Origin of the sequence: Paenarthrobacter sp. UW852 (assembly GCF_024608385.1) — a bacterium.
Taxonomy (GTDB): domain Bacteria; phylum Actinomycetota; class Actinomycetes; order Actinomycetales; family Micrococcaceae; genus Arthrobacter.
This window is the reverse complement of the sequence record NZ_JAMSGY010000005.1, coordinates 153,245-179,635: the sequence shown is the minus strand read 5'-3', so window position 1 is coordinate 179,635 and position 26,391 is coordinate 153,245. Positions and strand designations below refer to the sequence as shown.

Sequence of the window (26,391 nt, the reverse complement as noted above, 5' to 3'; positions counted from 1 at the left end):
TCCTAGTTGGCGGCGGTAAAGCGTGCGCGGCGGTGGGCCGGGCTTTCGATCTCGTCCAGCATGGCTACGGCGTAGTCCTGCGTGGAGATGGTGTTGCCCGCCGGCGAATCCTTTGCCACGGAGTACTCGCCAGTGCGCTCACCGGGCTGGATAACCGGCGCGGGGGCCAGGACGGTCCAGTCGAGGGACTCGGGGGCCTGCTTGACGGCTTCCAGGGCCTTGGCGGCGGTGGTGGCCTCGGCCTTATAAGCCTCAGGGAAGTCCGGGGAGTCGAGCAGGCGGACACCGTCGATTTCCAGTGTCCCGGCGCCGCCGACAATCATCAGCCGGGTTCCTTCTGCGTTGCTGTAAGCGGTGGACATGGCTTCGAGCCACTCGGAGTGGTCGCCGCCGGTGCGGCTGGGGCCCGTCGCCAGCACAACGACGTCGTGGTCCTTGGCAACGGACGCAAAGGTTTGCGCGTCAGCCTGGTCTGCAGCCTGAGTGGCTGCGCCGGGAACTTCAGCGCCCTTGCGGGAGATGGCCGTGACCTGGTGGCCGCGGGTGATGGATTCGTTGACGATCTGGCTGCCGACCATGCCCGTTGCGCCGTAGACTGCGATTTTCATTGCTCTCCTTAGGGTTGTTATCCTTGCAATACAACAAAGGTATCCATTGGATACTGATAGCTTCAAAGGAACCTAGTTACCTGATGGAAACCAACAACCTCCCCGCGAACATCCTGGACCCCAACTGTCCCTCCCGCGTGATCTTCCAACGAATCGGCGACAAATGGGCCTCGCTGGTCATCCAGGTGTTGGGCGCCGGTCCGGTACGGTTCTCCGAGTTGCGGAAGATGGTCAACGTCGTGACGCCCAAAGTCCTGACCCAGACGCTGAGGGCGCTGGAGCGGGACGGCCTGATCACCCGGACTGTCCATGCCCAGGTCCCCCCACGTGTGGACTATGAACTGACGGCGATGGGCGAATCCCTGTTGCAGCCGTTGTCCCTGCTCCGCGAATGGGCCGAAAGCCACGTGCCCATCATCCTGGAAGCCCGCGAAGCCTACGACGACGCGCAGGACTCCGCGGTCCTCGGCACAGCCACCTAGGTTTACTGTGATGGGACGAGGGCGCGGCTGATCCGTCCGTCCCGCATGGTCGCGACGGCATCCGTCAGGGGCAGGAACTCGGTATCGTGCGTGACCATGACGGTGGCTGTGTTGAACTCGTCCGTCACCCGACGGAGCAGCCGGACAACGGATTCGCTGCGTTCATGGTCAAGCGCCGCAGTGGGCTCGTCCACCAGCAGTACCGAAGGGCTGCCCATCAATGCCCGCGCTATGTTCACCCGCTGGCGCTGGCCGCCGGAGAGCTGGTGCGGCCGCTTGTGTTCGGCGCCTGACAGGCCAACTACGTCCAGCAGCTCGACGGCTTTCCGGCGGGCTTCCTTCAGCGGGTTGCCACGCAGGTGCTCACGAATCACCAACTGCTCGACGGCGGTCAGCGCCGGCAGCAGGTTGGGTTGCTGGAAGATGATGCCCACGCTGTCCCGGCGCAGCGCAGTTCGTTCGGCTTCCGGAAGTGCGGCGACATCCTGCCCGTTGATGACCACTACGCCGGATGTTGGCCGGATGAGGGTGGCCGCCACGGCGAGCAGTGACGACTTCCCTGAGCCCGACGGGCCTACCAAGGAGAGGAATTCCCCTTTGCTGACCGCGAGGTTCACGGAGTCCAGGGCCTTCAGGGTGGAGCCACCATCGGGATATTCGAGCGAGACGTTGACGAGGTTGAGTGCAGTAGTCACGGTGTATGCCTTTCGAAGAATGTACGGAATCAGTTGCCGCCGAGGGCCAGCAAGGGGTCCACTTTGGTGACTTTGCGGACGGCAAGCACCGCGCCGGCGAGCCCGAGCAGGACAATTCCAACCACTGGGAGCAGCGTGGTCAGGGGAGTGATCAAAAAGGGTGCAGCCTGGGCTGCGAAGGCTCCCCCGGCAAGGCCCAACAAACCACCAAGAGCCGCTCCGGACACCAATACCAAGGTCGCTTGGGCCAGGGCATCGCGCAGGACATAACCGGAGGAAGCTCCAAGTGCCTTGAGCACCGCGATATCCCGGGTCCGCTGCACCGTCCACACGGTCAGGAACGCGACGATCACCAATGCGGAGATGCCGTAGAGGAACGCCTGCATGAGCATGAGGGAGCCGTTTTCGCTCTTGTACGAGGCCAAGGCCTGGAAGGAACCCACGGGATCCGTGCTGACTGTGCCGGCCGATGCGTTGGCGGCGTCGACGTCCAGGGAGGTTCCGGCGTCGTACTGTACGGCGAGGACGGTTGCCGTGCCGGGGGCCGCGTGCGCGATGGACCGCCAGGTGTCCAGGGTGGTCCAGACGACGCCAGTGTGGGAGTACCACTGGTCCCCCACAATGGACGAGACAGTGAGGTCGGTGCCGCCTACGCGCACCCGGCTACCGGGGGTCAGGGACAGGTCCTTCGCCAACGTTTCGCCGACAACCACCGCCCCGTCCTCCACGGCCTGGGGAGCGATGGATCCGCCAAAGACGGCGACGGTCGCTGTACCACTTGGAGTGCCACCAGCACCCAGTGACTGGAAACGCGACTGGCTGATTCCCACTGCCTGCGCAGAACTGACCCCCGGCTGCTCGCGCCACGTCTGGAGCTGGGCTGAGGAAACCTCAGACTCGGTGTAGGACGCTTTGGCGTCACTTCCCGCGGGAGCCCCGAAGACGACCTGCTGCGCCGGCAATGAGGCAATGGCCGACGTCGACTGGTTTCCCAGTCCGGCCGTCAGCCCGGACAACATCACGAGCAGCAAAGTGATCAAGGCGACCACGCTGCCCATGAGCGCAAAACGGCCCTTGGCGAAGCGGATGTCGCGGATGGCGAGAAACATCGGATTCCTTCGGTAGTTGCGGGGTTGTTCCCGGTATTACCAACTCTTCCGGCGAAGGCCCTCCCGGACATCGGGAGGTGGATGGATTGGCGGACTCCGTGGGGTTGAGCGGCGAGTCATCCAAATGGTTGATTCCGGGTGTGCGGCGCGGAAAACGGCGGAACGAGGGAGGGCCGGAGATACGCTGGAAAGCATGCAATCCCCCACCGGAGCCGTCACGATCCTCCGCGTCCTGCGCGTGAGTTTGCACGTCGGTTTCGCCGTGCTGCTGCTGGTCGCCGTCATTCGCCTGCTGACCGGAGTCGACACTTCCGGATCACCGTCATCCACGGCGTTGGCTGCCGGCTTAGGCCTTTCGGCCCTTCTGGCGGCGGTGTACCTGGCGGGAACAATCCTGGAAAAACGGCACGCAAGCGACCCTTCCCGTTTCAACCCCTCCCGCTACGCAGCGTGGTGGCTGGGTGCAGTGATGTTCCTGTGGCTGCTGCTCCTTCTGGTCAGCGGAGATTTCGCCTGGGTGGCCTTCCCCCTCTTCTTCCTGCAGCTTCATCTGCTCCCCCGGCGCCTGGCGTTGCCCATGATTGCGCTGAGCACGGTCCTGCTGATCGGTGCGCTGTGGTTCCATAGCCGCGGCACGTCCGACGGCGGCCTGCAGCTCGCGATGGTCCTGGGCCCGGTGTTTGGGGCCGGTTTCGCCGTGGTCACCGGGCTGGCCTACCAGGCCTTGTTCCTTGAGGCCGAAAACCAGCGGGTGGTGGCCGAGGACCTGCGTCGGACGCGGGCGGAACTGGCCAAAACACAGCACGACGCTGGGATCACGGCCGAGCGTGAACGGCTCGCCCGGGAAATCCACGACACCCTGGCACAGGGCTTCTCCAGCATCGTCCTGATGGGGCGGTCAGCCGAGAAAGCCTTGGATGACGGGGATTCAGGGGCTGCAAGGGAGCGACTGCGGATCGTCCAGGAAACTGCCTCGGCGAACCTGGCCGAAGCCCGCAGCTTTGTTCGCGGCCTCCGTTCCCCTGACCTGGAACAAGCCGGCTTGGTGGATACGTTGCGCCGCCTCTGTGAGAAAACCGAGACTGAAGCCGCCGCCCGTGGGACCGCGCTGCGCTGCCGTTTCGAGTTGGTGGGTTCCCCCGTTGAGCTGCCCAATACCTACCAGACCACCCTGCTTCGGGCCGCCCAGGCCTCCCTCGCGAACGTGTGGGCGCACGCAAAGGCGCGGGCCGCCGTCGTGACCCTGTCCTTTCTCGGGTCCGAGGTGACGTTGGACGTTTTTGACGACGGTATTGGTTTTGAGCCGTCGACGGCGGTGGCCACCGTGCGCGGTGACGGCACCGGCGTCGGGCTGTTGAGTTTGCGCGAACGGCTGGCCGCGCTGGAGGGCAGCCTGGAGATCGAGTCGGCTCCGGGCGAGGGAACGGTGGTTGCCATCCGGGTGCCCTTGCCTGTGGGAGATGATGAGGCATGAGCGATATCCGCATTCTGTTGGTGGATGACCACCCGGTAGTCAGGGCAGGCCTGCGTGCCATGTTGGCGGACTTCCCGGGCGTCACCGTGGTGGCCGAGGCGGCGGATGGTGATGCCGCGTTGGTTGAGCTGCGCAGGCTGCACACGCTCGGCGAGCCGGTGGACCTGGTCCTCATGGACCTGCAGATGGGGGCCGGCATGGATGGGGTGACGGCTACGGGAAAGATCAAGGCGGGCGAGGCCGGGAGCCCCCCGCCCCCGGTTCTGATCCTCACCACCTACGACACCGACGCCGACATCCTCGCTGCCGTTGAAGCCGGCGCCAGCGGTTACATGCTTAAAGACGCCCCGCCCGAGCAAATCCGGCAAGCTGTCCTGTCCGCGGCTGCAGGGCAGACCGCGCTGGCACCGGAGGTCGCGGCGCGGCTCATGGGGCGGATCCGAAACCCGTCGCCCGCGTTGAGCGCCAGGGAGGTGGAGCTGCTGGAGTTGCTGGCTACTGGCATGAGCAACCGCGCCATGGCGAAGCAGCTCTTCATTTCGGAGGCCACGGTAAAGACGCATCTGGTGCACATCTACTCGAAGCTGGGGGTCGACAACCGGACGGCGGCGATTGCTGCGGCGACCCAGCGACGAATCATCCGCGGGCGCTGAACCTCGCGGATCAGGCCCTCAGCAAACCTCGCGCTGGACCCCTCTGGGCCGACGGGTGAGGCTCATTTTGCTTGTTAATTTTGGTTAAACGGTTGACCTTTGGCCTCGCAGCAGTGACGATTAGTGCACGTTTCGCCATGAGTTAGATCACAAAAAGTCACTCGTCGAAAGTTGGCCCCCATGTCCGCACCCTCCTTGGGCCTGTCCAGTGCTGCTCCCCACAGCCCCGGACGAGCCACAAAGATAGCCAGGAAGGCCGCATCCCTCGGCCTTGCCTCGCTCCTCCTCGCAGGGACCATCCCCGCACTGACCTTCGCATCGGCGGCATCGGCCGCGAATTCCGCGCCCGGCGACCCCGCCCCCGTCAAAGCCGTCACTCCCGAGGTACCTGTCGACGCCGCGGGAGTACCCCTCGGCGCGGTGACCGGATACACCCAGTCCGGCAACGTCGTCGGCCTTTCCACCGCCAAAGGTGCCGTCCGGGTTACGTTCCTGGATGGCGGCACCTTCCGCCTCGAAGCCGATCCAAACGGCACCTTCACGGATCCCGCCAACAGCGACCAAGGCGACCCGGCCAGGACCGCCAACATCGTGGTGGGCAAAGACAGATTTCCCGGCACCACACCCACCATCGTCGACGGCGACTGGCTGACGTTGAAGACGGACAAGATCAGCGTCGCGATCAACAAGTCCACTACCCAACTCCGCGTGACCCGGGCCGACGGATCACTGGTGCTGGAGGAGTCGGCACCCATGACGTTCGGCTCCAACTCGGCCACTCAGCACCTTGCCCATCAGGACGGCGAGCAGTTCATCGGCGGCGGCATGCAAAACGGCCGCTCCGTGCACACCGGCGCGCTGATCAACATCGCCAAGAACTTCGACTGGGACGACGACGGCTACCCCAACGCCGTGCCGTACTACATGTCATCCAAGGGCTACGGTGTCCTCCGCGACACGTTCGCCCGCGGCTCGTACGACTTCAAGGACCAACCCACCACCACGCATGAGGAAAAGCGGTTCGACGCCTACTACTTCGTGGGCGACTACAAACAGTCCCTTGGCGCGTACACCACGCTGACCGGAAAGCCGATCATGCCCCCGGTCTACGCCTTGGAATACGGCGACGCCGACTGCTACAACCGTTCCAATCCGGGCTATTCCTCCTCCGGCTATGGCGATCCTGACGGCGCTAAGCAGCGCACGCCGGACGCCATCAAAACCGCACGGAAGTTCGTTGAAAACGACATGCCGGCCGGCTGGATGCTGGTCAACGACGGCTACGGCTGCGAATACCAGCAACTCCCGGAAACCGTGAGCAACATCGAGAAAGAAACCGACCTCAAAGTTGGCCTGTGGACCCAGCGCTCCCTGACCAACCAGGAATACGAAGTAGGCGAGGCCGGAGTCCGGCTCCGCAAGCTCGACGTTGCGTGGGTTGGGCAGGGCTACCGGCAGGCACTCACCGGTTGCGAGGCCGCACACGGCGGCATCGAGCAGTACTCGAACGCGCGGGGCACCTCGCTGATGGTGGAAGGGTGGGCCGGCGCCCAGCGTTGCGGCATGCAGTGGACCGGTGACCATTCAGGCAATCTCGACGCCGTTCGCTGGCAGGTCTCGGCCCTCACCGGTGCGGGCAACTCGGGTTTGGCGTTCACCACCGGCGATGTTGACGGGATCTTCGGCGGCTCGGCCGAATCGTACGTCCGCGACCTCCAGTGGAAGGCCTTCGCCCCGGCGCTGTACTCCATGTCCGGCTGGGCCGCGACGGACAAGCGCCCGTGGCTCTACGGCGACCAAGCTACGGCCATCAACCGCCAGTACCTGCAGCTTAGGCAGCAACTCATGCCCTTCATCTACACCCTTGCCCAGGAATCCTCCACCAGCGGTGTTTCGATGATGCGATCCATGGCCCTGGAGTTCCCTGACCAGCAGTGGTCATACGGTGCCGAGGCCAATAACCAATTCATGCTGGGCTCCGATTTCCTGGTGGCACCAGTTTTCACCCAGACAAATGTCCGAAACGGCATATTCCTTCCCGCCGGCCAGCAGTGGGTGGATTACTGGACCGGCAAGCTCTACCAGGGCGGCCAGATCCTCAACGGTTACAACGCACCCCTGGACAAACTGCCGGTATTCGTTCGTGCCGGTGCGGTGATCCCGCAAGGCATCGTGGCCCGCAACGCCTCCTTGGTACCCGAAGATTCCATGATCACCCTGGACGTTTACGCCCAAGGCCAGGACACCTTCACGCTCTATGAGGACGACAAGGTCACCCGTGAATTCAAGGATGGAAAGTCCTCCAGCCAGATCTTCGCAGTGGATGCGCCCGGCAAGGGCAACAGCAGCGTCAAGGTGTCCATCGGTGAGCGGAAGGGCGAGTACACAGGCAAGGCGGCTGCCCGACCCTACGAACTGAAAGTCCACGCCGGCGCGGCCCCCAAGGACGTGAAGATCGGCGGCACCAAGCTCACCCAACAGCCAACCCAGGCCGCCTATGCCGCTGCAACCACGGGGTGGTTCTTCGATGAGGCCAACAACGGCACCATCTGGGTCAAGACGGGATCCATCGCCTCCAACCAGTCAGCCACGGTTCAGCTCCAGCAGGCAGGTCCGCTGGGCGGGAAAAGCCAGGAAGACACCGCCGCCGAAGTCCGCGTGACCACCGGCCAACAGGTCTTCCAGGACCAGGAAACAACAGTCACCGCTGCTTTCGTGAACACTGGAACCAAGGCCAAGACCAACGTGGTCCTGGCTCCCGTCCTGCCCGAGGGGTGGACCGTTGTTTCGTCCTCCGGCGCAACCGCAGCCAAGGTGGACGGTGGAGCGAGCGCCACTGCCACCTTCGTCATCAAACCCGGCTCCAGCGCGAAGGCGGGCCAACAGACCGTGCGGGTGTCGGCGTCGTACGCTGCTTCCGGCTCCAACCAGTCGGTGACCGGTGGCAACCAGATCTACGTCGCCTACGGTTCGCTGGCTGCGGCCTACAACACCGTTTCGGTCACCACCGTGGCCGGCAAGGCGCTCGGAAACTTCGACGGCGGCGGGGCCACCTTCGCTGCCGAACAGCTGGCTGCCGCAGCGGTTCCGGCGGGCGGTGTCCGGCCAGGCAGCACGGTGACGGTCGATGCCGGGAAACCTACGCAGGTGGATTACACGTGGCCGGCCGTGGGACCTGATGTCCCCAACTCCGTGGCGTTGTCCGCACAAACCATCTCGGTCAAGGGCAAGGGCACGCATCTTGCGGTCCTCGGATCTGCCGCTGTGGGTAATGGAACCAGCCCGACGCTGACCTTGACCTACGCGGACGGTTCCTCGGAGCAGCAGTCCATCTTCTTCCCCAACTGGCTGCAGCCCTCGGTCCTCAACGGAGCCGTGCTGGCGGTTTCGGAACAGGGCCGCAACAACGCCTCAGGCCCGTCACCTGAGTACACGCAGTACAAGTATCAGGCGTTCTCCAACACGGTGCGGCTCAACCCCACCAAGGAGCTGGCATCCGTCACGCTGCCTACGGATACACGGGTGAAGTTCTTCGACTGGAAGGTGACCTCGCAGCCTCTTCCGGCTGTCCCTGTCGGCTCCGTGTATGCCTCTGAAACCCCGTGGGTCCAGGCGCTGAACGGCTACGGTGTGATCGGCAAGAACGTGGCCAACAAAGATTCGGCGTCCTCCCCGGACAAGCCGTTGGCCATCAACTACACGGATCCCGCCACAGGCAAGGAGCCCGTGTTCAGTAAGGGCCTCGGCGTGCACGCAGCGTCAAAAATCACCTACTACCTGGGTGGAAAGTGTTCAAAGTTCACCTCTCAGGTGGGCCTTGAGAGCGGCTTCGGCGGCAACATTATCTTCAAGGTCAACGCCGACGGCGTGAACAAGTACCAGTCGCGCACGTACACGCCGGGGTTCGCTCCCGAATCCGTGACGGTTGACCTCACCGGAGCGGCCTACGTGGAGTTGGTGGTGGATCCCTCCGGATCCATCAACGGTGCCCACGGGGTGTGGGGTGACGCCAAGTTCACCTGCGCTCCGTAGCGCCGATGTCCTGACGGCCGCCGTTTGCCGCCTCTCCCCGGGGTGGCAGGCGGCGGCTGTCCGCTGACCGGGCACAACAAGAAACTGTCGGTGGAACGGGGCATAATGTCGCAAATGGGGAAACTGAAAAAGAAGCAGGGTTTTGTCGTTGGACTCGTCAGTTTAGTAATGGCTGGCTCGCTGGCCGCTTGTGATGATGGCCGATCCGGCGCGGAAGGTGCCGCAAAGCAGCTGGCGTCTTCCTTGGAAGCGCTCGACGTCGGGTCGCTCGCCGTCGAGGGCAAGGACGCTGCCACGGCCAACGATGAACTCAAGGCTGTCTTCGAAGGCCTCGGCGCCAAACCCTCGGTGCAGTCCGGCGACGTGAAGCTCGACGGCGATAGCGCCACGTTCCCCCTGAACTACAGCTGGAACGTCGGCTCTGCCAAGTGGGAGTACACCTTGGACGCCACGCTGAAGAAGTCCTCCGGAAAATGGGCGGTTCAGTGGAGCCCCGCCCTCCTGGCACCACAGCTCTCCGATGGCGAGACCCTCTCCGTTAAGACAGTTCCGGCCCAGCGCGGCCAGATCCTGGGTGCCGGCGACGCCCCGATCGTTGAAGACAGGCCCGTGTTCCGGGTTGGCATCGACAAGACCAAGGTTCCCGCAGAGCAAGCCGACGCCTCGGCCCGGGCCATGGCGGCCCTGCTGGGGCTGGACGTTGAGGAGTACGCCAAGCAGGTTGCTGCATCCGGCCCGCAGGCGTTTGTGGAGGGACTCGTCCTCCGCGCCTACACAGCCGACATCAACGAAGCCAAGATCAACGCCATCCCGGGTGGCGTGAGCATCCTGGACTCCATGGCCCTGGCTCCCACAAGGACCTTCGCCCGTGCTCTTTTGGGCAGCGTCGGTCAAGCCAGCGCAGAGCAGATCGAGAAGTCCAACGGCGCGCTGCGTGCCGGGGACACCACCGGAACCGGGGGCCTGCAGCAGAAGTACGACTCCCTGCTGCGCGGCAAGGACGGCGTGGAGGTCATCGCCAGCGCCAAGTCCCAGGGTGAAACCCCCGCTACCAAAGTGTTCTTCTCGTCCCTCCCCGCACCGGGCACCACCCTCAAGACCACGCTCGACCTGAAACTCCAGCAATTGGCCGAGGACACGCTGGCTAAAGTTGGGCCGGCCTCGGCTATCGTTGCGCTGAAACCCTCAACCGGTGCCGTTCTCGCCGCCGCCTCAGGACCGGGCAGCAACGGGTACAACACCGCCATGTTGGGACAGTACGCACCGGGCTCAACGTTCAAGATCGTTGATTCGCTGGCGATGTTCCGGAACGGTGCCACGCCCGATTCCAAGGTGGAGTGCACTCCGACGGTCACCGTTGATGGGCGCACATTCAAGAACGCCGAAGGGTACCCGGCCGGTTCGCTGGGCACCGTTGCCTTGCGGGAGGCCTTCGCGCACTCGTGCAACACAGCCTTCATCAATGTCCGCGATACCGTCAGCCAGGACCAACTCGAGTCGGCTGCCCAGGCCCTCGGAGTCGCCGTGGAAGCCCCCAAGCTTGGCGCCGATGCGTTCCTGGGATCGGTTCCCGGTGCTGCTGAAGGCACTGAGCACGCCGCCTCCATGATCGGCCAAGGCAAGGTACTTTTCTCGCCGCTCTCAGCCGCTGTCATGGCTGCTTCCGTGGCCAACGGCGCTCCCGTGTCGCCCCAACTGGTCCTCAACGCTGATGCTGCCCAGAACCCCAGTGCCAGTGCTTCCCCGACCGAAAGTGGCAGCGCATCGCCGTCGCCGGATTCCACCACGGCCAGTGCACTCCCTGCGTCTCCGGCATCCACCAAGCCGATTACCAAGGAAGAAGCCGCTTCGTTGGCGGACATGATGCGTGCCGTGGTGACCTCCGGGCACGCCGGCTTCCTGGCACAGGTGCCCGGCCTCCCGGTCGGGGCCAAGACGGGCACGGCGGAGTTCGGCAACGAGGATCCGCCCAAGACGCACGCGTGGATCGTGGCCACGCACGGTGACCTGGCCGTCGCCGTGTTCGTGGAGGACGGTGGGCTTGGTGCTACCACCAGCGGGCCGCTCTTGAAGTCCTTCCTCACCGCAGCAGGCTGACACGGCAGACGCTCGACGGCGGCAGGCCGCCGTCGAGCGTTAATACCGTGCCGTGGGAGGATTGAAACGTGGCCCATATTGACGTTTCAGGCATTGACTACTTCCTCTCCGACGGCACCCAACTGCTTAACGGGGTGACGTTCAAGGTGCCCGACGGCACCAAGACTGCGTTGATCGGACCCAACGGAACGGGCAAGACCACGCTGTTCAAGATCATTTCCGGCGATCTCACACCGGATGAGGGAGCCGTGGGCCGGTCCGGGAACATGGGCATCATGCGCCAGTTCGTGGGCCAGGTCCGCGATGAATCCACTGTCCGCGACCTCCTGGTCTCTACCGCACAAGCAGGTCTCGCGGCCGCGGCCAAGGCCGTGGAGGAAGCCGAGCTCGCCATGATGGAACACGATGACGAGCCCACACAAATGAAGTACGCCCAAGCGATCGTGGACTGGGGCGACGCGGGCGGATACGACGTGGAGACCGTCTGGGACGAAGTCTGCATGGCCGCCTTGGGGATTTCCTTCGACAAGGCCCAGTTCCGGCGGGCCTCTACCCTGTCCGGCGGCGAGCAGAAGCGCCTTGTCCTCGAAGCACTGTTTGCCGGGCCTGATGAATTGCTGCTCCTCGATGAGCCTGACAACTACCTGGACGTGCCTGGCAAGCGCTGGTTGGAAACCAAGCTCAACGAGTCCAAGAAGACCGTGCTGTTCATCAGCCACGACCGCGAGCTGCTCAACAACGCCGCCGGGCGCATCGTCACGCTCGAACCGGGCATCAACGGTGCGGGTGCCTGGATCCACGGCGGAGGTTTCGGCTCCTATGTCGAGGCCCGGGCAGACCGCAATGCGCGTTTCGAGGAGCTGCGGAAGCGTTGGGACGAGGAGCACATCAAGCTTAAGGAACTCGTCAACATGTACAAGAACAAGGCTGCTTTCCGCTCTGACATGGCCAACAGGTACCAGGCAGCGCAGACCCGCCTGGCTAAGTTCCTTGAGGCTGGCCCGCCCGAAGCCCTGCCGATCGAGCAGAACGTCAAGATGCGCCTCAAGGGTGGGCGTACCGCCAAGCGCGCAGTCGTGGCCGAGAAGCTTGAGCTGACCGGACTGATGAAGCCGTTCTCCACGGAGATCTGGTTCGGAGACCGTGTGGGTGTCCTGGGCTCCAATGGTTCGGGCAAAAGCCACTTCCTCCGCCTGCTCGCCACCGGTGGCACGGATCCGGAGCGGGAACACCTGCCGGTGTCCGACGTCGTCATCGCTGAGGTCCCGCACGAGGGCGTGGTGAAACTCGGCGCCCGAATCCGCCCGGGTTTCTTCGCGCAGACACATGTCCGCCCTGACCTCCTGGGCCGGACCTTGCTGGAGATCCTGCACCGCGGCGATGAGCACCGGAGCGGACTTCCACGTGAAGCAGCTGCCGGAGCTTTGGACTCCTACGGTTTGGCCGGCCAGTCCGAGCAGAAGTACGAGTCACTCTCCGGTGGCCAGCAAGCACGTTTCCAGATCCTGCTCCTGCAGCTCTCTGGTGCCACGCTCCTGCTGCTCGACGAGCCTACGGACAACCTGGACCTGCATTCCGGGGAAGCCTTGGAGCGGGCCATCGACGCTTTCGAGGGAACGGTCCTCGCCGTGACGCACGACCGCTGGTTCGCCAAGTCCTTTGACCGCTTCCTCATTTTTGGTTCGGACGGCAAGGTCTACGAGTCCGAGGAACCCGTGTGGGACGAGAAGCGAGTAGAGCGGGCCCGCTGACCCCGGACGCTCTCTCACATCCCGCCCCCTTCACCCGAACGCTCCTGCAGCAGCTGCAGGAGCGTTCGGGTCTAACGGGTGGGATGTGAGAGAGCGTTTTGTTTTAAGGGAGGGGATGTGATGGAGCGTTTCTGCTCAAATGATCACTCGGGGTGATTAAATGCGCACACCTTGCTACGGTTGATGAATGGGAACTGCCGACCGCCACCGCCTCATTGGCGAACTGCTCCGCACACGCGAAGAAGCCACAGTCGATGAGCTCGTGGAGGCCACAGGGGCGTCGGGCGCCACGATCCGCCGCGACCTGGAGATCCTCGCAGCCAACGGTGTCCTAAAGCGCGTCCACGGCGGAGCCCGCAGCTTGCTGGCGCGCGGAGACAACCCCAGTTACGGGCAACGCGAACTGGAAGACCACGACGCCAAAATCCGCATCGCTGCAGCAGTGGACGCACTCCTGAAGGACAGGGAGCACGTGTGGCTGGACAGCGGCTCGACAGCCACGGAGATCGCACGCAGCCTCAGCACGCGCGAGCTTACTGTCATGCCCATGTCCCTTCACGGCGTTGATGCCCTGACCAGCGTCAAGGGTGGGCGCTCACCCGGGCTCATCCTCCCCGGCGGCAGCCTCGTCCCGGGTGAGCAATCCTTCCGTGGACCCATGACGGAAGCCAACATCCGCTCGCTGAGGTTCGACACCGCCGTCGTAACCCCGTGTGCCCTCAACCTCAAGGACGGGCTCCTGGCCCACGACCTTGACGATGCGGCCGTGAAGCGTGCCGGCCTGGAGTCGGCGGCGCGTGTGATCGTGGCATCAGCCGGCAGCAAATGGAATGCCAGCGCCGTGGCCCTGGTTGCCGCCATGGACACCGTGGACGTCATCGTCACAGACCTTGCACCATCCCCCGAAGATCTTGCCCGGCTCAACAAACTCTCCGTGGAAGTTGTGATTGCATGACCACCAGCATCAAAAGCTCCAAAAGCGTCAACGCCGCCGCGGTGGCGACGTTCCTCATCTTCGGCATGAACGGCCTGGTCTTTGCCAGTTGGGCCGCCCGCATTCCGGCCGTTACCGAAGCCCTCAGCCTCACATCGGGTCAAATGGGCACCTTGCTGCTCTGCACCGCCGTCGGATCTTTGCTTGCGCTGCCCTCCGCGGGCTGGGTGGTTGGCAGGATCGGGACAGCGAACACGGTCCGGGTGGCCGGCATCGTGGCTGGCGCCGCGGGAGCAGCCATTGCTTTCTCGCTGATGGCCGCCTCAGTCCCGGCAACCGCCATTGCGCTGTTCTTCTTCGGCATCGGAATCGGCCTGTGGGACGTCGCCCAGAACATTGAAGGCGCAGATGTCGAGCACAGGCTCAAGCGCACCATCATGCCCCAGTTCCATGCGGCGTTCAGCGGGGGCGCGTTCGTGGGGGCGTTGATCGGCGCCGGTCTCTCGAAGCTTGGTGTCGGGCTTCCGGAACACCTGCTGGTTATCGCGGCCATCGCCGTCGCCCTCGCGCTGACGGTCCCCAGGTTCTTCCTGCCGCACGAGGTCGCGGAAACGCACGACGACGGCGCTCGCCTTGAGAAGGGACCCTCGGCTTGGCGGGATGGCAGGACGCTGCTCATAGGCATCGTGGTCCTGGGTGCGACGCTGACCGAAGGCGCCGGCAACGACTGGATCGCCAAGGCAACCGTGGACGGTCTGGGAGCTACCGAATCAACCGGAGCACTCCTCTTTGCCCTCTTCGTGGCGGCAATGACACTGATGCGGTTCCTGGGCGGGAAAGCGATCGACAAATTCGGCCGGGTTGCTGTCCTTCGTGCAAGCATGGCTGCAGCCGCAGCAGGCCTGGCGTTGTTTGTTTTCGCGGACAACGTGTTCCTCGCAGGCGTCGGGGCGGCGTTGTGGGGTGTCGGTGCGGCACTGGCCTTCCCCATGGGAATGTCCGCGGCAGCTGACGACCCCAAGCATGCCGCCGCCCGTGTTTCCGTGGTGTCCACCATCGGGTACGTCGCATTCCTCGCCGGACCACCGCTCCTTGGTTACCTCGGCGACCATACGGGAATCCATCTGGCCCTCCTGGCCATCGGAGCACCTATTCTGCTTGCCCTGCTCCTGGCTGGCGTCGCAAAGCCCCTGCGGACCAAATAGCTTTCCCGTCCGATCCTGCATTCTCGGCAATGCATGAACGGCCGAACCGCCACCACAAAAGGAGCACCACCCCAGAGGCCAAGCAGGCTGCACCAAGCACATCACTGAGCCAGTGGGCGGAGAGGTAGGTCCGGCTGATCATCATGGCGATCACCCCAATCATTGCCAGCAGGGTCACCCACCAGCGTCCGAGCAGGATCACCACAACCACCAGGAACGCGGTGGTTGCCGATACATGCCCGGAAGGGTATGAACCCGTATCTGTCAGGACTCTGGCGCCCTCCGGCCGCTGCCTGCCCACCAGGACCTTGGCCAGTTGGGTGAGTGCCAGCGCAGCCACTCCTGAGGTCAGGGCGAAAGTGGCCGTCAGCGGCCGGCGCCATACCAGGAGTGCTGCGGCCAGCAGCGCGTTGAGCACCAACATGCCTACATACCCGATGCTGTTGAGGAAGGCGTTGAGTCCGTCCCAAAACGGCGAGTGAAGCGTCGAGACGAAGGCCTGCCACCAGACGTCCACGGGTTTAAAAATGGGCTCAGCGTGCCCAACCATGAGCATGATCCCAAGGACGGTGAAGGCGCTGAAGAGAAGGGCGCCAGTGAGGGCCGGTTGCCAGCCCGGCCGCTCGCTTGGGTGAAGGACACGAATCATGCCTAATGGTAGTCATCGCGCCGTTCCCCTTTCGGGTGGATCGGGCGTTAGTGTGTTGGGATGCGAGGCTTCGTGGGCAAAGGCCCCAAAAAGGTGGCACTGTTGGACCGCTTCCTGGTGGGGGCTGTGTCCCGGCAACCCCAAGGCGATCACGACGTCTTCTTCCGGCGGCTCTCAGCGGCGGCGACCAAGGGCAAGCTGTGGTTTGGTATTGCGGGAGTCATGGCCGCGTTTCCCGGTAAACCACGCAGGGCAGCCCTTCATGGCGTGCTTGCCTTGGGCGTTGCTTCCGGCGTCACCAACGTGATCTTCAAGCGGCTACTCCCCCGGAGGCGCCCGCTTCCTGAGCACCTGCCGCTCTTCCGTTTTGTGAACCCGCAGCCGACCAGTTCATCGATGCCGTCCGGCCACTCCGCGTCCGCGGTAGCCTTCGCTGTCGGTGCCGGCATTGTGTCTCCTGCCATTGGACTTGGCTTGGCCCCGATCGCAGCAGGGGTGGCGTACTCCCGCGTTCACACAGGTGCCCACTGGCCCTCCGATGTGGTCCTGGGTTCCGCCTTGGGGGCAGGCGCCGCATGGGCAACCCGCAAATGGTGGCCGGCGCGGCCTGCCGAACCGACCCCCCACCGCACGCCGGTTGAGGCCCCCGCAATCAGCGACGGCGAAGGGCTCAGCATCGGGGTCAACGTCATGGGCGGTTCGTACACCCCTGAAACGGGAGAACTCCTAAGGGAAATATTCCCCAAAGCTTATATACAGGAAATTTCCGAAGGTGAGGACATAGCTGCCGAGATGGAAGCCGCGGCCGCCCGGCCCGGCACCGTAGCGCTGGGTGTGTGGGGCGGAGACGGAACGGTGGGCACTGCGGCCGCTGTCGCCGTCGAGCATTCACTCCCACTCCTGGTACTCCCGGGCGGAACCCTGAACCATTTCGCCAGGGACCTCGGAACCAGCTCGATCGATGACGCCCTTGAAGCCGTGACCAAAGGGCAGGCAGCAGCCGTCGACCTTGGGCACGTGGTGGTCCAGCGCGGCTTGCCCGACACGCCGGAGACCTCCGAGGTGGCCATGCTGAACACCGCCAGCGTAGGCGTCTATCCCAACCTTGTGCGCCGCAGGGAGCGGCTCGAACCGGCCATGGGAAAGCCCTTGGCCGGTGTGGTGGCGTCACTGCGCACGTTCGGCGTGAACTCGCCAACCACCCTCACTGTGGATGGCGTGAAACACAAACTCTGGATTCTCTACATGGGCCGGGGAAGGTTCTACCCCAGGGACCATGCACCACTTCGCAGGCCGGTTCTGGATGACGGGGTATTCGACCTGCGGATGATCACAGCGGACGAGCCCTTCGCCCGGGCGCGGCTGCTGTGGGCGGTCGTGACCGGCACAGTCTCCGCCTCAAAGGTCACCCACCTCACCGAAGCCACCGAGGTCACCGTGGAAGCAATTGGACAGCCGCTGGTCCTGGCGGTCGACGGCGAACCCAAACCTGGCGTTCGCAGCGCCACGTTCAGCGTCAAGCAGCGGGAACTCCGGGTGTACTCACCGCTGCCTGCAGAGTAGCGCTGTCAGGAGTCATCCGGGAGGACTACCCTGACTGGACCCTGAATCATCCCTGAGACAGGCGATTTGCGCTCCCTTCGTGAGTAGCGTGGTGAGTACATTCAAAACTCATCTGCACACAAGTGTTGTGCTCCGAGGAGGGAACGCTTCCATGATCGAAGCAAAAGGCCTGACCAAGGTCTACGGCGAGAAGACCGCCGTCGGCGGTGTCAGTTTCACTGTCCAGGCCGGACGTGTGACGGGCTTCCTGGGCCCGAACGGTGCCGGCAAGTCCACCACCATGCGCATGATCATGGGACTGGATGCTCCGACGTCGGGTTCCGTGACGGTGAACGGTGAGCCGTTCGTACAGCACAAGGCACCATTGCGCGAGATCGGTGCCCTCCTGGACGCCAAGGCAGTCCACACCAGCCGCACCGCCTACAACCACCTGCTTGCGATGGCCGCGACGCACAGCATTCCGAAAAGCCGGGTGCGCGAAGTCATCGAAATGACCGGTTTGGGTGACGTTGCCAAGAAGAAGGTCAAAGGCTTCTCGCTCGGAATGGGTCAGCGCCTCGGGATCGCCGCCGCGCTGCTGGGCGATCCGCAGACCATCATCCTGGATGAGCCGGTGAATGGCCTCGATCCTGAAGGTGTGGTCTGGGTCCGCAATCTGGTCAAGTACCTGGCCTCGGAAGGCCGCACAGTCTTCCTGTCCAGCCACCTCATGAGTGAAATGGCGCTCACGGCAGACCACCTGATCGTCATCGGCCGCGGCAAAATCATTGCCGACGCCCCCATCGCGGACATTATCTCGGGCAAGGGCCAGGTACGGACACGTGTCCGCACCGACCAGCCGGAACGGCTCATGCAGCTGCTCGCCGGAACCGGAGTCTCCGTGGAAGTCCACGAACGCGAGCTCCTGGAAGTTTCCGGTCTGGATCCCCGTGGGATCGCCCGGGCGGCCCTGGACAACCAGGTCATGGTCTATGAGCTGACCCCGCTCCAGGCGAGCCTGGAAGAGGCTTACATGGAACTGACCAAGGACGAGGTCGAATACCACTCGCACATCACCACCGGGGCCTCGGTTCCCGCTCAGGCCGGAGGGAAATAGACATGAGCACCACCACTTTGGACCGTAAGTCCATCCGCAACTCCGTGGGTCCGGGACCGGCCTTCCACCGCGTCCTGAACTCCGAATTCATCAAGTTCCGCACCTTGATGTCCACGCTGATCCTGCTGGCTTCCACCGCCGTGGTGATGGTGGGCTTCTCCGCCCTCGGCGCGTGGGGAACCGGCCAAATCACCCGGCAGGCGGCGGAGGATCCCCAGGCCGCTGCAGCGATCGCCGCGCAGGGTGGGGACCTGGCTGTCACGGTACCTACATCCGGCATCGTGTTTGCCCAGTTGATTCTCGGTTCCCTGGGTGTGCTGCTCATGAGCTCCGAGTTCACCACGGGCATGGCCCGCTCCACGTTCGCTGCCGTACCCCGGCGGATGTCGCCGTTCCTGGCAAAGCTCATTGTGGTGATGGTGAGCGCTTTCGTCCTCACCGCAGTGGCGACCTACGTTGCCGGACTTGTGGCGCTGCCCATCCTGAACAACTACGATCTCAAACTTGACCTCGGCAGCTCGCAATCGGTCAAGCTCCTGCTGGTCAACAGCATCTACGTGGCGGCCGTGGCAGCCATCGGCATGGCCCTTGGCACCCTGGTCCGGAACTCCGCCGGCGGCATCATGAGCCTGGTGGGACTGTTCTTCGTGGCGCCCATCGCCTTCCAGCTGATCCCCGGCGATTTCTTCAAAGAGGCCAGCAAGTACCTTCCCGGCAACACCATCAGCCCGCTGACCGCCGTCGAGCACGTCCCGGACACGCTTGAGGCGTGGCAGGCCGGACTGGTCCTGGGCGCTTGGGTAGTGGTGCCGGTGGCCTTGGCGATGATCCTGCTGAAGAAGCGGGACGTCTAGGCTCGATCCATGACTGAAGCTCTGCAGGCGAAGGACGCGTCGGCCACCCTGGCTGACGCGTCCTTCGCTGAAATCGCCCAGCGCCGCAGGGGCAGGCTCCGCCGGTACTTCTACAAGCACCCACTGGCGATGGATGCCGTGGTGGTGCTCTGCTACGTGTTGCTTGCCCTCCCCACCATCATCACCTCGGTCATCGACTCCAAATGGTTCGTGGTGGCGCTGTTGCTGATGATCGCCGTGGCCTTGGTCTTCAGGCGCCGATACCCCGTGCCGGTGGTAGCCGCCGTCGCACTTCTGGAAGTTGCGGCAGCCATCGTGAATCCGTGGGGTTCGAACGTCTCGGTGGGGCTATGGTTTGCCCTTTATGCGCTGGCATCGCTCAAGCGCCGGGCGGTTGCGCTGGTGGTTTTTGCCGTTGCCAGCCTGCCGCTCAGCCTGCTCTACCTGTTCATGTGGACAAGTCCGAGCCAGATGAACACGCTGCAGGAAGTGCCCGAGAACTTCCACCTGATCAACAACATTGCCACGGCAATAACCATCATGCTCTCCAACCTCCTGGCTACCGGGATCGGCATTTCAGTGCGCCAACGCAGGGAACACGAGGGAGAGATTGCCGCCTGGGCTGCAAGGACCACCCAGTTGGGCAAAGTTACTGAACGAAACCGGATAGCGCGCGAGATGCACGACGTCGTGGCCCACTCCCTGACGGTGATGATCAGCCTGTCCGACGGCGCAGCCGTAGTGGTCAAGAAAGACCCGGAACGGGCGGGCGAAGTCCTGAACGAACTGTCGCGGACCGGTCGGGCGGCCCTGGCTGACATGCGTCGCGTGTTGGGTGTACTGCGTGACGATTCGGGACGGCCGGCGCCCCTCTCGCCACTGGAGTCGGGTCATAACCTGGCCAACCTCCTGGAGGGATTCCGGACCGCCGGGCTCCCGCTGCATTACGCGCACACGGGTCCGGGATTGCCATCCGATCCGGCGTTCCAGATCACCGTCTACAGGATCGTGCAGGAGTCGCTCACCAACGTCCTGCGATACGGCCGCTCGCTCAGCCGGGTCGACGTGCAGGTGGCGCGCGACGGCGATTTGGTCACCATCGACGTCAACGACGACGGCCGCGGAACCCGCGACGGCGGCAGCGAATCCGCGGGCAGCCTGGGCACTGGGCAAGGAATCGCCGGAATGAATGAACGCGCCGGAATCTATGCTGGAATCGTTACTGCCGGTCCAGGAAAAAGGGGTGGCTGGGCGGTCCACGCCGAGCTCCGCTGGAACGGCGACAAGGGGGAATCATGACAGGTGACATCATCAAAGTGCTGCTGGTGGACGATCAGCCGCTGCTGCGGATGGGCTTCCGGCTCATCCTGGAAGGCGAAGCCGACTTCACGGTAGTGGGCGAGGCTTCGGATGGCCTGGAGGCCGTCCGGCAGGTTGAGGCGCTTCAGCCCGACGTTGTGCTGATGGATGTCCGCATGCCCGCCATGGACGGGATTGAGGCGACGCGTCGCATCTCCAGTTCGGGGTCGGATGCACGGGTCATCATCCTCACCACTTTCGATCTCGACGAATACGCCTTCAGCGGCCTGCAGGCCGGGGCATCGGCATTCCTGCTCAAGGACGTGGCCCCGGCTGAGTTGGTTCACGCTGTGCGCCTCGTAGCCAGCGGCGATGCCGTGGTGGCCCCGCGGGTGACCCAGAGACTCCTGGAGACGTACGTCCGTGGAGGAGCCCTGCCCGGCCATTCAGCCAGCCCGCACCGTGACCCGCTCCTGGACGAGCTCACCCCGCGCGAAACCGAGATCCTCACTACCATCGCCGAGGGCCTGTCCAACGCGGAGATCGCCCACAAGTTCTTCCTCTCCGAGGCCACGGTCAAAACCCACGTCCGGCGGATCCTGAGCAAGCTGCAACTGCGGGATCGGGTGCAGGTGGTGGTCTATGCCTACGAAACGGGCCTGGTGGTGCCGAGCAACCCGGACTACTGACCCGTCGTCGAATGCTGCATGGTTCCTTGGAGCAACGGTAAGAGCCCGCTGGGAGACGACGCTGCAGCAATGGCGTTCGCGGATTCGTGTGGCTCGCCGTAGCCCCAGAGCGCAAAAACGGTTGGCATCCCGAGTGTGGCCGCTCCCTCGACGTCGTATATGCGGTCGCCCACCATGACGGGCCGCGAGGTGTCGACGCCGCGTGAGCGGAGCCTCCGCAGCGACTCCGCGATCACAGCGTCCTTCCGAGACCGCCCCAAGGCATCCGAGGCGCCGCAGACATCCGTAAAGTAATGGTCCACACCGAAATGCCGGGTGAGCCGGATGGCTTGATCTTCCACTTTTGACGTAGCCACGGCCATCGGCATGCCCAGTGAGTGCAACTGCTGAAGGAGTCCCTCAACGCCTTCATAGAGCCGGGCCTGGAGCGCTCCGGCCTTGGCGTAGGCGACCCGATAGTGTTGCAGCGCTGCGTTCGCCCGGTCCTCGTCCAGCCCCACAACGGTCCGGAAAGAGTCGATCATTGGTGGGCCAACGAACCGGCGCAACTGGTCCGGACCCGGGACGGTTGCTCCTACGGACGTCAGCGCTTCCGCCGCACTTGCCGTGACGCCCCTGGCCGAGTCCACCAGTGTTCCATCCATGTCGAACAAGACGCATGAGTAGCGTTCCGGGAGTGGTTTGTGGTGCTCGGGACGTATCATCTTCTTCGTGGCCTTTCGGTCAAAAGACAGGAGCCTCGGGGCTCCTGGCGGGTTATTTTTTGGAAGGGATTCATGGAGCGAGCGGGCCTCGACGGCATCGATCAGAAGATCCTTTCAGAACTCACCAGGAACGCCCGCGTACCGCACGCGGAGCTGGCAGGGAAGGTCCTGCTTTCCAGGAACGCTGTCCGTCAGCGGATCGAGCGCATGGAGCGGCAGGGTTACATCCAGGGCTATACCATCGTCGCCGGAGCCGAGACCCAGGATCTTGTGTCCGCCTTCCTGATGGTTTACCGCAAGGACCGCATGCGGGGGGCCGATGTCCTGAGTGAGCTCAGGGCGATCCCCGAAGTCGTTCTCTGTGATGTCCTCAGCGGTGACTTTGATTTGATGGTTCGCGTCGAAGCCCGATCCCACGGCAGGGTGCAGGAAATTTGGGAACAGATTTCTTCCCTCCCCGGTGTCACGGACACCGTCACGGCCATGACGTTATCGAATGTGATCCGGCGGGTGTCGCAGTAACTCAGCGTGCACGCGTTGAAGCTCCCTCCAGAATCAGTGCGGCGGCGTCCCGTTCCATGAGTCCCATCGACGTGACGGCGTCGATCACCGTTACGCGTCCCGTCAGCGCCCTGTTGGCCACCTCCGCCGCGGCGGCGTAGCCCAGGGCGGGTATCAGCGCGGTGGCCAGACCCGCCGATCCCGCGGCTCGCCCGCCAAGCAGGTCCTCGTTTGCCGTGATGCCCTGAATGCAGTGGGTCCTGAGGATCCGCGCGCCGTTGGTGAGCCAGGAAAAGCCCTGCAGCAACGCGTGAGCCATGACGGGTTCAAAGGCATTTAGTTGCAATTGGCCGTTGTCCGCGGCCATGGTGACCGTAGTGTCCGCGCCCGCGACAGCAAAGGCGATCTGGTTCAGGGTCTCAGGAATAACCGGATTTACCTTGCCGGGCATGATCGATGATCCAGCCTGGCGGGGTGGCAGTTGGATCTCCCCGAAGCCATTTTGCGGTCCGCTGGACAGCAACCTCAGGTCGCTGCTGATTTTGGAGATCTTGATGGCGGAGCGCTTCAGCATCCCGGACACATGCATGAAAACCCCGACGTCGGATGTCGCCTCGAGCAGGTCGGCCGCCGGTACCAGGGGCAGTCCGGTAATTTCGGCGAGGGCTTCAATGGCCCGCTCCCGGTAACCGGGCTCGGCAGTAATCCCTGTGCCGATCGCGGTGGCTCCCAGACTGCATTCGAGCATGAGCGCCGCGGACTCCCGCAACCTGCATCTGTCTTCTTCAATCGTGGCGGCGAAGGCCCCAAACTCTTGACCCAACGTCATGGGGACGGCGTCCTGCAGTTGGGTGCGCCCTATTTTGGCCACGTGGGCGAATGCTGCTCCCTTCTCCCGCATGGACTCCGTCAAGTGGCCGAGTTCGTGGTCGAGCTCCTGGACGGCGGTGATCAGTGCGAGCTTGATGGCCGTGGGGTAGACATCGTTGGTTGACTGGCATTTGTTCACGTGGTCGATGGGGTGCAGATGCTGGTAGCTGCCACGGGGATGCCCCATGGTTTCCAGCGCCAGGTTTGCGATCACTTCGTTGGCGTTCATGTTGGTGCTGGTCCCCGCGCCGCCCTGAATCATGTCCACGCAGAAGTGCTGGTGGTGTTGCCCTTCTTCGATGTCCTGGCAAGCAAGGCCGATCGCGTCGGCCACGGCGGGTTCCAGCACCCCGAGGCTGGAGTTGGCGCGTGCCGCTGCCCGTTTTACCTGCGCCAGGGCTACTACCAGCCCGGGATACCGTGAGACAGGGGTCCCGCTGATGGGGAAATTGTCCAGGGCCCGGGCAGTGTGCACTCCCCACAGGGCGTCGGCGGGTATGCGCATGGACCCAAGGGAATCTGATTCGAGGCGATTCGTCATAGCCGGGCCGTGCTGTTCTTGATGCAGATGACCTTGGGCTGGGTCATTTCCTCGTAGGCGAAGTGAACGCCTTCACGGCCCAGGCTTCCGTACTTGAACCCGCCAAAGGGCATGCCGTCGAAGCGGTAGTCCGACGAGTCGTTGATCATGACACCACCGGCCTGGATCTCCTTGGCTGCCTTCATCGCGTCCCCAAGGGATGCAGTGAAGATTCCTGCATGGAGACTGAAGTCGATGGAGTTGGCGATCCCGATCGCCTCCTCGAGGCTGTCCACAGGGCGGAGCATCACCAGAGGGCCGAATACTTCCTCAGACCACAACCGGCTGTCTTCCGGCACCTCCTCAAGAACCGTGGGGTGGAGGATGTTCCCCGTAGCCACGTTGCCTGCCAGGACAACTGCGCCGCGCTCCAGTGCCTCGTGGACTTTCACCTGGACATCCTGCAGGGACCGTGGGGTGATCATGGGTCCCACGTCCGTCAGTTCGTCGGACGGGTCGCCAACCACCAGTTCCTTGGTCGCGGCGATGAAGAGCTCCCGGAATTCGGCGTAGACAAGCTTGTCCACCAGGATCCTCTGAACACCGACGCAGTTCTGTCCGGCGGCCCAGAACGCACCGGAAACGCAGGACGCCACCGCTTCCTGGAGGTCTGCGTCCGCCATGATGATGACCGGAGCGTTGCCGCCCAGGTCCATGGAGAGCTTCTTGAGTCCGGCTGTCGAGGCGATGGCCTCTCCGGTGGAGAAGCCGCCGGTAAATGACACCATGCGCACGTCCCGTGCAGCGATGATTTTCTGGGCAATGTCTCGGTCCCCATGAACAACTGTGAGGACTTCCTGCGGGAGTCCGGCCTCCAGGAGTGCCTCGGTGAGCAGCTGTGCCGAAAGGGGCGTAAGGGCCGAGGGCTTGAGAATAACGGAATTTCCGCCTGCGATGGCGGGCCCGATCTTGTGGGCTACAAGGTTGAGGGGGTCGTTGAAGGGCGTGATTGCAAGGATGATGCCCAACGGCTCGCGGGAGAACCAGCCGAGTCGGTCCTCCGATCCTTCGTAGGCGTCGAAAGGAACGACTTCACCGGCATTGCGGCGCGTTTCTGCCGCCGACAGCCGCAGTGTGTTGATTGCACGGAGAACCTCCTTGCGGGCCTGCCTTATGGTCTTGCCGGCCTCAGCGACGATGGTTTCGGCAAAGAGCTCCCGACGGTCTTCCACCAGGTTGGCGGCCCGGTCGAGTATTTTTCCGCGCGCGTCCCGGGACAGTTCCGCTGCCACTTTGGCACCCGCACGGGCAGCGTCCAGGACACTGTCGACGGCGGTGGCATCGGTCAGCGGAACGGCGCCAACAACGCGCTGGTCGTAGGGGCTGGTGACATTCTGGAACATCGGCAGGGCTGATGCCTCAACGGTGCTGGGTGCGGACTTAGGCATGGGAGAGAACCTCCGAGGTGTGGTGCATGGCGATGATGTCAGAGAGCAAGGCGTAGGCAGTTTCGACGCGTCCGGCCCCGGGCCCGGAAACCATCACAGGGCCCAAAAGATCGGTGTTGAACGAAACCGCGTTGGTGGCGCCGGAGATTCCGGCAAGTTCATGGGCCAAGGGCACAGCAACGGCCTTCACGCCGGCTGTCACTGCCCCGTTCGCGGACCTCTTCGCGGAGCCGATGAGCTTCCAGCGGAGTCCTTGGCTGGCAGCATGTTCAATGTCATCGCGGCTAAGGGAGGAGATGCCCTCGCAGGAGACGTCCTGCAAGGTGATGTCTGCCCCGAGCAGTTGGTTGGCCAGGATGAGCACTTTGAGCCGGACGTCGTAGCCCTCGATGTCTGCCGCAGGGTTGGCTTCTGCGTACCCCAGGTCCTGGGCTTCCCGAATAGCGGCGTCCAGGTCCAGGCCTGATTCCATGCGACCGAGCACGTAGTTGCTGGTTCCGTTCAGGATTCCTTCGAAGCCGTCTACCTTCAAGCCGGCAAACATCTTCTTGGCGAGGCGGATGACGGGGGTGCCACTCATGACTGCGCCTTCGAATTCGAAGTGGACCCCATTGCTGGCGGCCAGCGCAGTAAGTTCAGGGCCTCGGAGTGCGACGGGTCCCTTGTTGGTTGTGCAGACGCTTTTGCCTGATTCCAGGGCCCAGCGGACGTGCGAAACGGCGGGTTCGCCGTCGTCGGGATTTGTGAAGGTGGCTTCGCAGACGATATCTGCCGTGCAGGAACGGATCACGGCTTCGTTGTTGGTGTCCCGGGAGCCGCCGTGGTCTGCAAACGTTTCGTTGGCGCCAAGGTTGAGTGCCATCTCAATGTCGATGCCTTCGGCCTGGACCAGGGAGCCGAGCCTGAGATCGGTGATGGCCACAACCCTGAGGCCGAATCCCAGCTCCGAGCGGAGGGCATCTCCGCGGGTGGCGATGATTTCGGCGAGGGTCCGGTTGACGCCGCCAAAGCCGATCAGCGCGAGGTCGTAGGTTTTCATGGTGCTCCTCAGGTAGGTGGAGGGGTGATGCTTCCATCCTGCGGGCCCCTGATGTCCGTCCAGCCATGCTGAATCGCCCTAAAGAATGGGCAATCTGACCATTTGACTGCCGATCTGAC

General features: G+C 63.7%; 22 protein-coding genes. 14 read left to right on the top strand and 8 right to left on the bottom strand.

Annotated elements, in window-relative coordinates; genetic code table 11:
• Positions 1–2: 2 nt before the first annotated feature.
• Positions 3–608 (bottom strand): NAD(P)-dependent oxidoreductase, encoded by a 606-nt coding sequence (locus NEK97_RS10890; protein WP_257369960.1) that lies wholly within the window; start codon positions 606–608, stop codon positions 3–5.
• Between the two features lie 83 nt (positions 609–691).
• On the opposite strand from NEK97_RS10890, the gene NEK97_RS10885 reads away from it, so the two are divergent.
• Positions 692–1,090 (top strand): helix-turn-helix domain-containing protein, encoded by a 399-nt coding sequence (locus tag NEK97_RS10885; RefSeq protein WP_257369959.1) that lies wholly within the window; start codon positions 692–694, stop codon positions 1,088–1,090.
• A 2-nt stretch (positions 1,091–1,092) separates the two neighbouring features.
• Here the strand turns inward: NEK97_RS10885 and NEK97_RS10880 are convergent, their stop codons facing one another.
• A complete protein-coding gene (locus tag NEK97_RS10880) occupies positions 1,093–1,785 on the bottom strand; it encodes an ABC transporter ATP-binding protein (RefSeq protein ID WP_257369958.1) in 693 nt (230 codons plus the stop codon).
• Positions 1,786–1,814: 29 nt separating this feature from the next.
• Positions 1,815–2,894 carry an ABC transporter permease gene (locus NEK97_RS10875; protein WP_257369957.1) on the bottom strand — a complete coding sequence of 360 codons (1,080 nt, stop codon included), beginning with the start codon at positions 2,892–2,894 and terminating at the stop codon, positions 1,815–1,817.
• 193 nt (positions 2,895–3,087) lie between these two features.
• Between NEK97_RS10875 and NEK97_RS10870 the strand changes: the two genes are divergently transcribed.
• The 7 genes from NEK97_RS10870 (at position 3,088) to NEK97_RS10840 (ending at position 15,040) form a co-directional block, all read left to right on the top strand.
• A complete protein-coding gene (locus NEK97_RS10870; RefSeq protein ID WP_257369956.1) occupies positions 3,088–4,368 on the top strand; it encodes a sensor histidine kinase in 1,281 nt (426 codons plus the stop codon).
• Entirely contained in the window at positions 4,365–5,021 is a 657-nt protein-coding gene (locus tag NEK97_RS10865) for a response regulator transcription factor (RefSeq protein WP_257369955.1), read from the top strand. The genes NEK97_RS10870 and NEK97_RS10865 overlap by 4 nt, the downstream gene beginning before the upstream one ends.
• Positions 5,022–5,201: 180 nt before the next feature.
• Positions 5,202–9,053, top strand: coding sequence for an NPCBM/NEW2 domain-containing protein (locus NEK97_RS10860; protein WP_257369954.1), 3,852 nt, complete (start codon positions 5,202–5,204; stop codon positions 9,051–9,053).
• A gap of 114 nt (positions 9,054–9,167) precedes the next feature.
• Entirely contained in the window at positions 9,168–11,150 is a 1,983-nt protein-coding gene (locus NEK97_RS10855) for a penicillin-binding transpeptidase domain-containing protein (RefSeq protein ID WP_374111527.1), read from the top strand.
• A gap of 68 nt (positions 11,151–11,218) precedes the next feature.
• On the top strand, positions 11,219–12,901 hold the full coding sequence (locus tag NEK97_RS10850) for an ABC-F family ATP-binding cassette domain-containing protein (RefSeq protein WP_257369952.1): 1,683 nt from the start codon (positions 11,219–11,221) through the stop codon (positions 12,899–12,901).
• Positions 12,902–13,088: 187 nt separating this feature from the next.
• Complete coding sequence (locus NEK97_RS10845; protein WP_257369951.1) at positions 13,089–13,856, top strand: DeoR/GlpR family DNA-binding transcription regulator; 768 nt, start codon at positions 13,089–13,091, stop codon at positions 13,854–13,856.
• Positions 13,853–15,040 carry an MFS transporter gene (locus tag NEK97_RS10840; RefSeq protein ID WP_257369950.1) on the top strand — a complete coding sequence of 396 codons (1,188 nt, stop codon included), beginning with the start codon at positions 13,853–13,855 and terminating at the stop codon, positions 15,038–15,040. Before NEK97_RS10845 ends, NEK97_RS10840 begins: the two co-directional genes overlap by 4 nt.
• Here NEK97_RS10840 and NEK97_RS10835 read toward each other — a convergent pair.
• Entirely contained in the window at positions 14,985–15,689 is a 705-nt protein-coding gene (locus NEK97_RS10835) for a phosphatase PAP2 family protein (RefSeq protein WP_257369949.1), read from the bottom strand. The genes NEK97_RS10840 and NEK97_RS10835 overlap by 56 nt on opposite strands.
• A 60-nt stretch (positions 15,690–15,749) precedes the next feature.
• On the opposite strand from NEK97_RS10835, the gene NEK97_RS10830 reads away from it, so the two are divergent.
• The 5 genes from NEK97_RS10830 (at position 15,750) to NEK97_RS10810 (ending at position 21,190) form a co-directional block, all read left to right on the top strand.
• On the top strand, positions 15,750–17,252 hold the full coding sequence (locus NEK97_RS10830; protein WP_257369948.1) for a bifunctional phosphatase PAP2/diacylglycerol kinase family protein: 1,503 nt from the start codon (positions 15,750–15,752) through the stop codon (positions 17,250–17,252).
• A gap of 151 nt (positions 17,253–17,403) precedes the next feature.
• Positions 17,404–18,348, top strand: coding sequence for an ABC transporter ATP-binding protein (locus tag NEK97_RS10825; RefSeq protein ID WP_235518154.1), 945 nt, complete (start codon positions 17,404–17,406; stop codon positions 18,346–18,348).
• Positions 18,349–18,350: 2 nt separating this feature from the next.
• Positions 18,351–19,202 (top strand): ABC transporter permease, encoded by an 852-nt coding sequence (locus tag NEK97_RS10820; RefSeq protein WP_257369947.1) that lies wholly within the window; start codon positions 18,351–18,353, stop codon positions 19,200–19,202.
• Positions 19,203–19,211: 9 nt separating this feature from the next.
• On the top strand, positions 19,212–20,501 hold the full coding sequence (locus NEK97_RS10815) for a sensor histidine kinase (RefSeq protein WP_257369946.1): 1,290 nt from the start codon (positions 19,212–19,214) through the stop codon (positions 20,499–20,501).
• A complete protein-coding gene (locus NEK97_RS10810; protein WP_235518157.1) occupies positions 20,498–21,190 on the top strand; it encodes a response regulator transcription factor in 693 nt (230 codons plus the stop codon). The genes NEK97_RS10815 and NEK97_RS10810 overlap by 4 nt, the downstream gene beginning before the upstream one ends.
• Here the strand turns inward: NEK97_RS10810 and NEK97_RS10805 are convergent.
• Complete coding sequence (locus NEK97_RS10805) at positions 21,184–21,843, bottom strand: HAD hydrolase-like protein (RefSeq protein WP_306672974.1); 660 nt, start codon at positions 21,841–21,843, stop codon at positions 21,184–21,186. The two genes, NEK97_RS10810 and NEK97_RS10805, sit on opposite strands and share 7 nt — an antisense overlap.
• A gap of 123 nt (positions 21,844–21,966) precedes the next feature.
• Between NEK97_RS10805 and NEK97_RS10800 the strand changes: the two genes are divergently transcribed.
• Complete coding sequence (locus tag NEK97_RS10800) at positions 21,967–22,416, top strand: Lrp/AsnC family transcriptional regulator (protein WP_257369944.1); 450 nt, start codon at positions 21,967–21,969, stop codon at positions 22,414–22,416.
• A gap of 1 nt (position 22,417) precedes the next feature.
• Here NEK97_RS10800 and NEK97_RS10795 read toward each other — a convergent pair whose 3' ends face one another.
• From NEK97_RS10795 to NEK97_RS10785, 3 genes are read right to left on the bottom strand one after another with little or no spacing between them, the layout of a single operon-like run.
• Complete coding sequence (locus NEK97_RS10795) at positions 22,418–23,806, bottom strand: aspartate ammonia-lyase (RefSeq protein WP_257369943.1); 1,389 nt, start codon at positions 23,804–23,806, stop codon at positions 22,418–22,420.
• Positions 23,803–25,233 (bottom strand): aldehyde dehydrogenase family protein, encoded by a 1,431-nt coding sequence (locus NEK97_RS10790; protein ID WP_257369942.1) that lies wholly within the window; start codon positions 25,231–25,233, stop codon positions 23,803–23,805. The genes NEK97_RS10795 and NEK97_RS10790 overlap by 4 nt, the downstream gene beginning before the upstream one ends.
• Complete coding sequence (locus NEK97_RS10785; RefSeq protein WP_257369941.1) at positions 25,226–26,272, bottom strand: homoserine dehydrogenase; 1,047 nt, start codon at positions 26,270–26,272, stop codon at positions 25,226–25,228. The genes NEK97_RS10790 and NEK97_RS10785 overlap by 8 nt, the downstream gene beginning before the upstream one ends.
• Positions 26,273–26,391 lie beyond the last annotated feature (119 nt).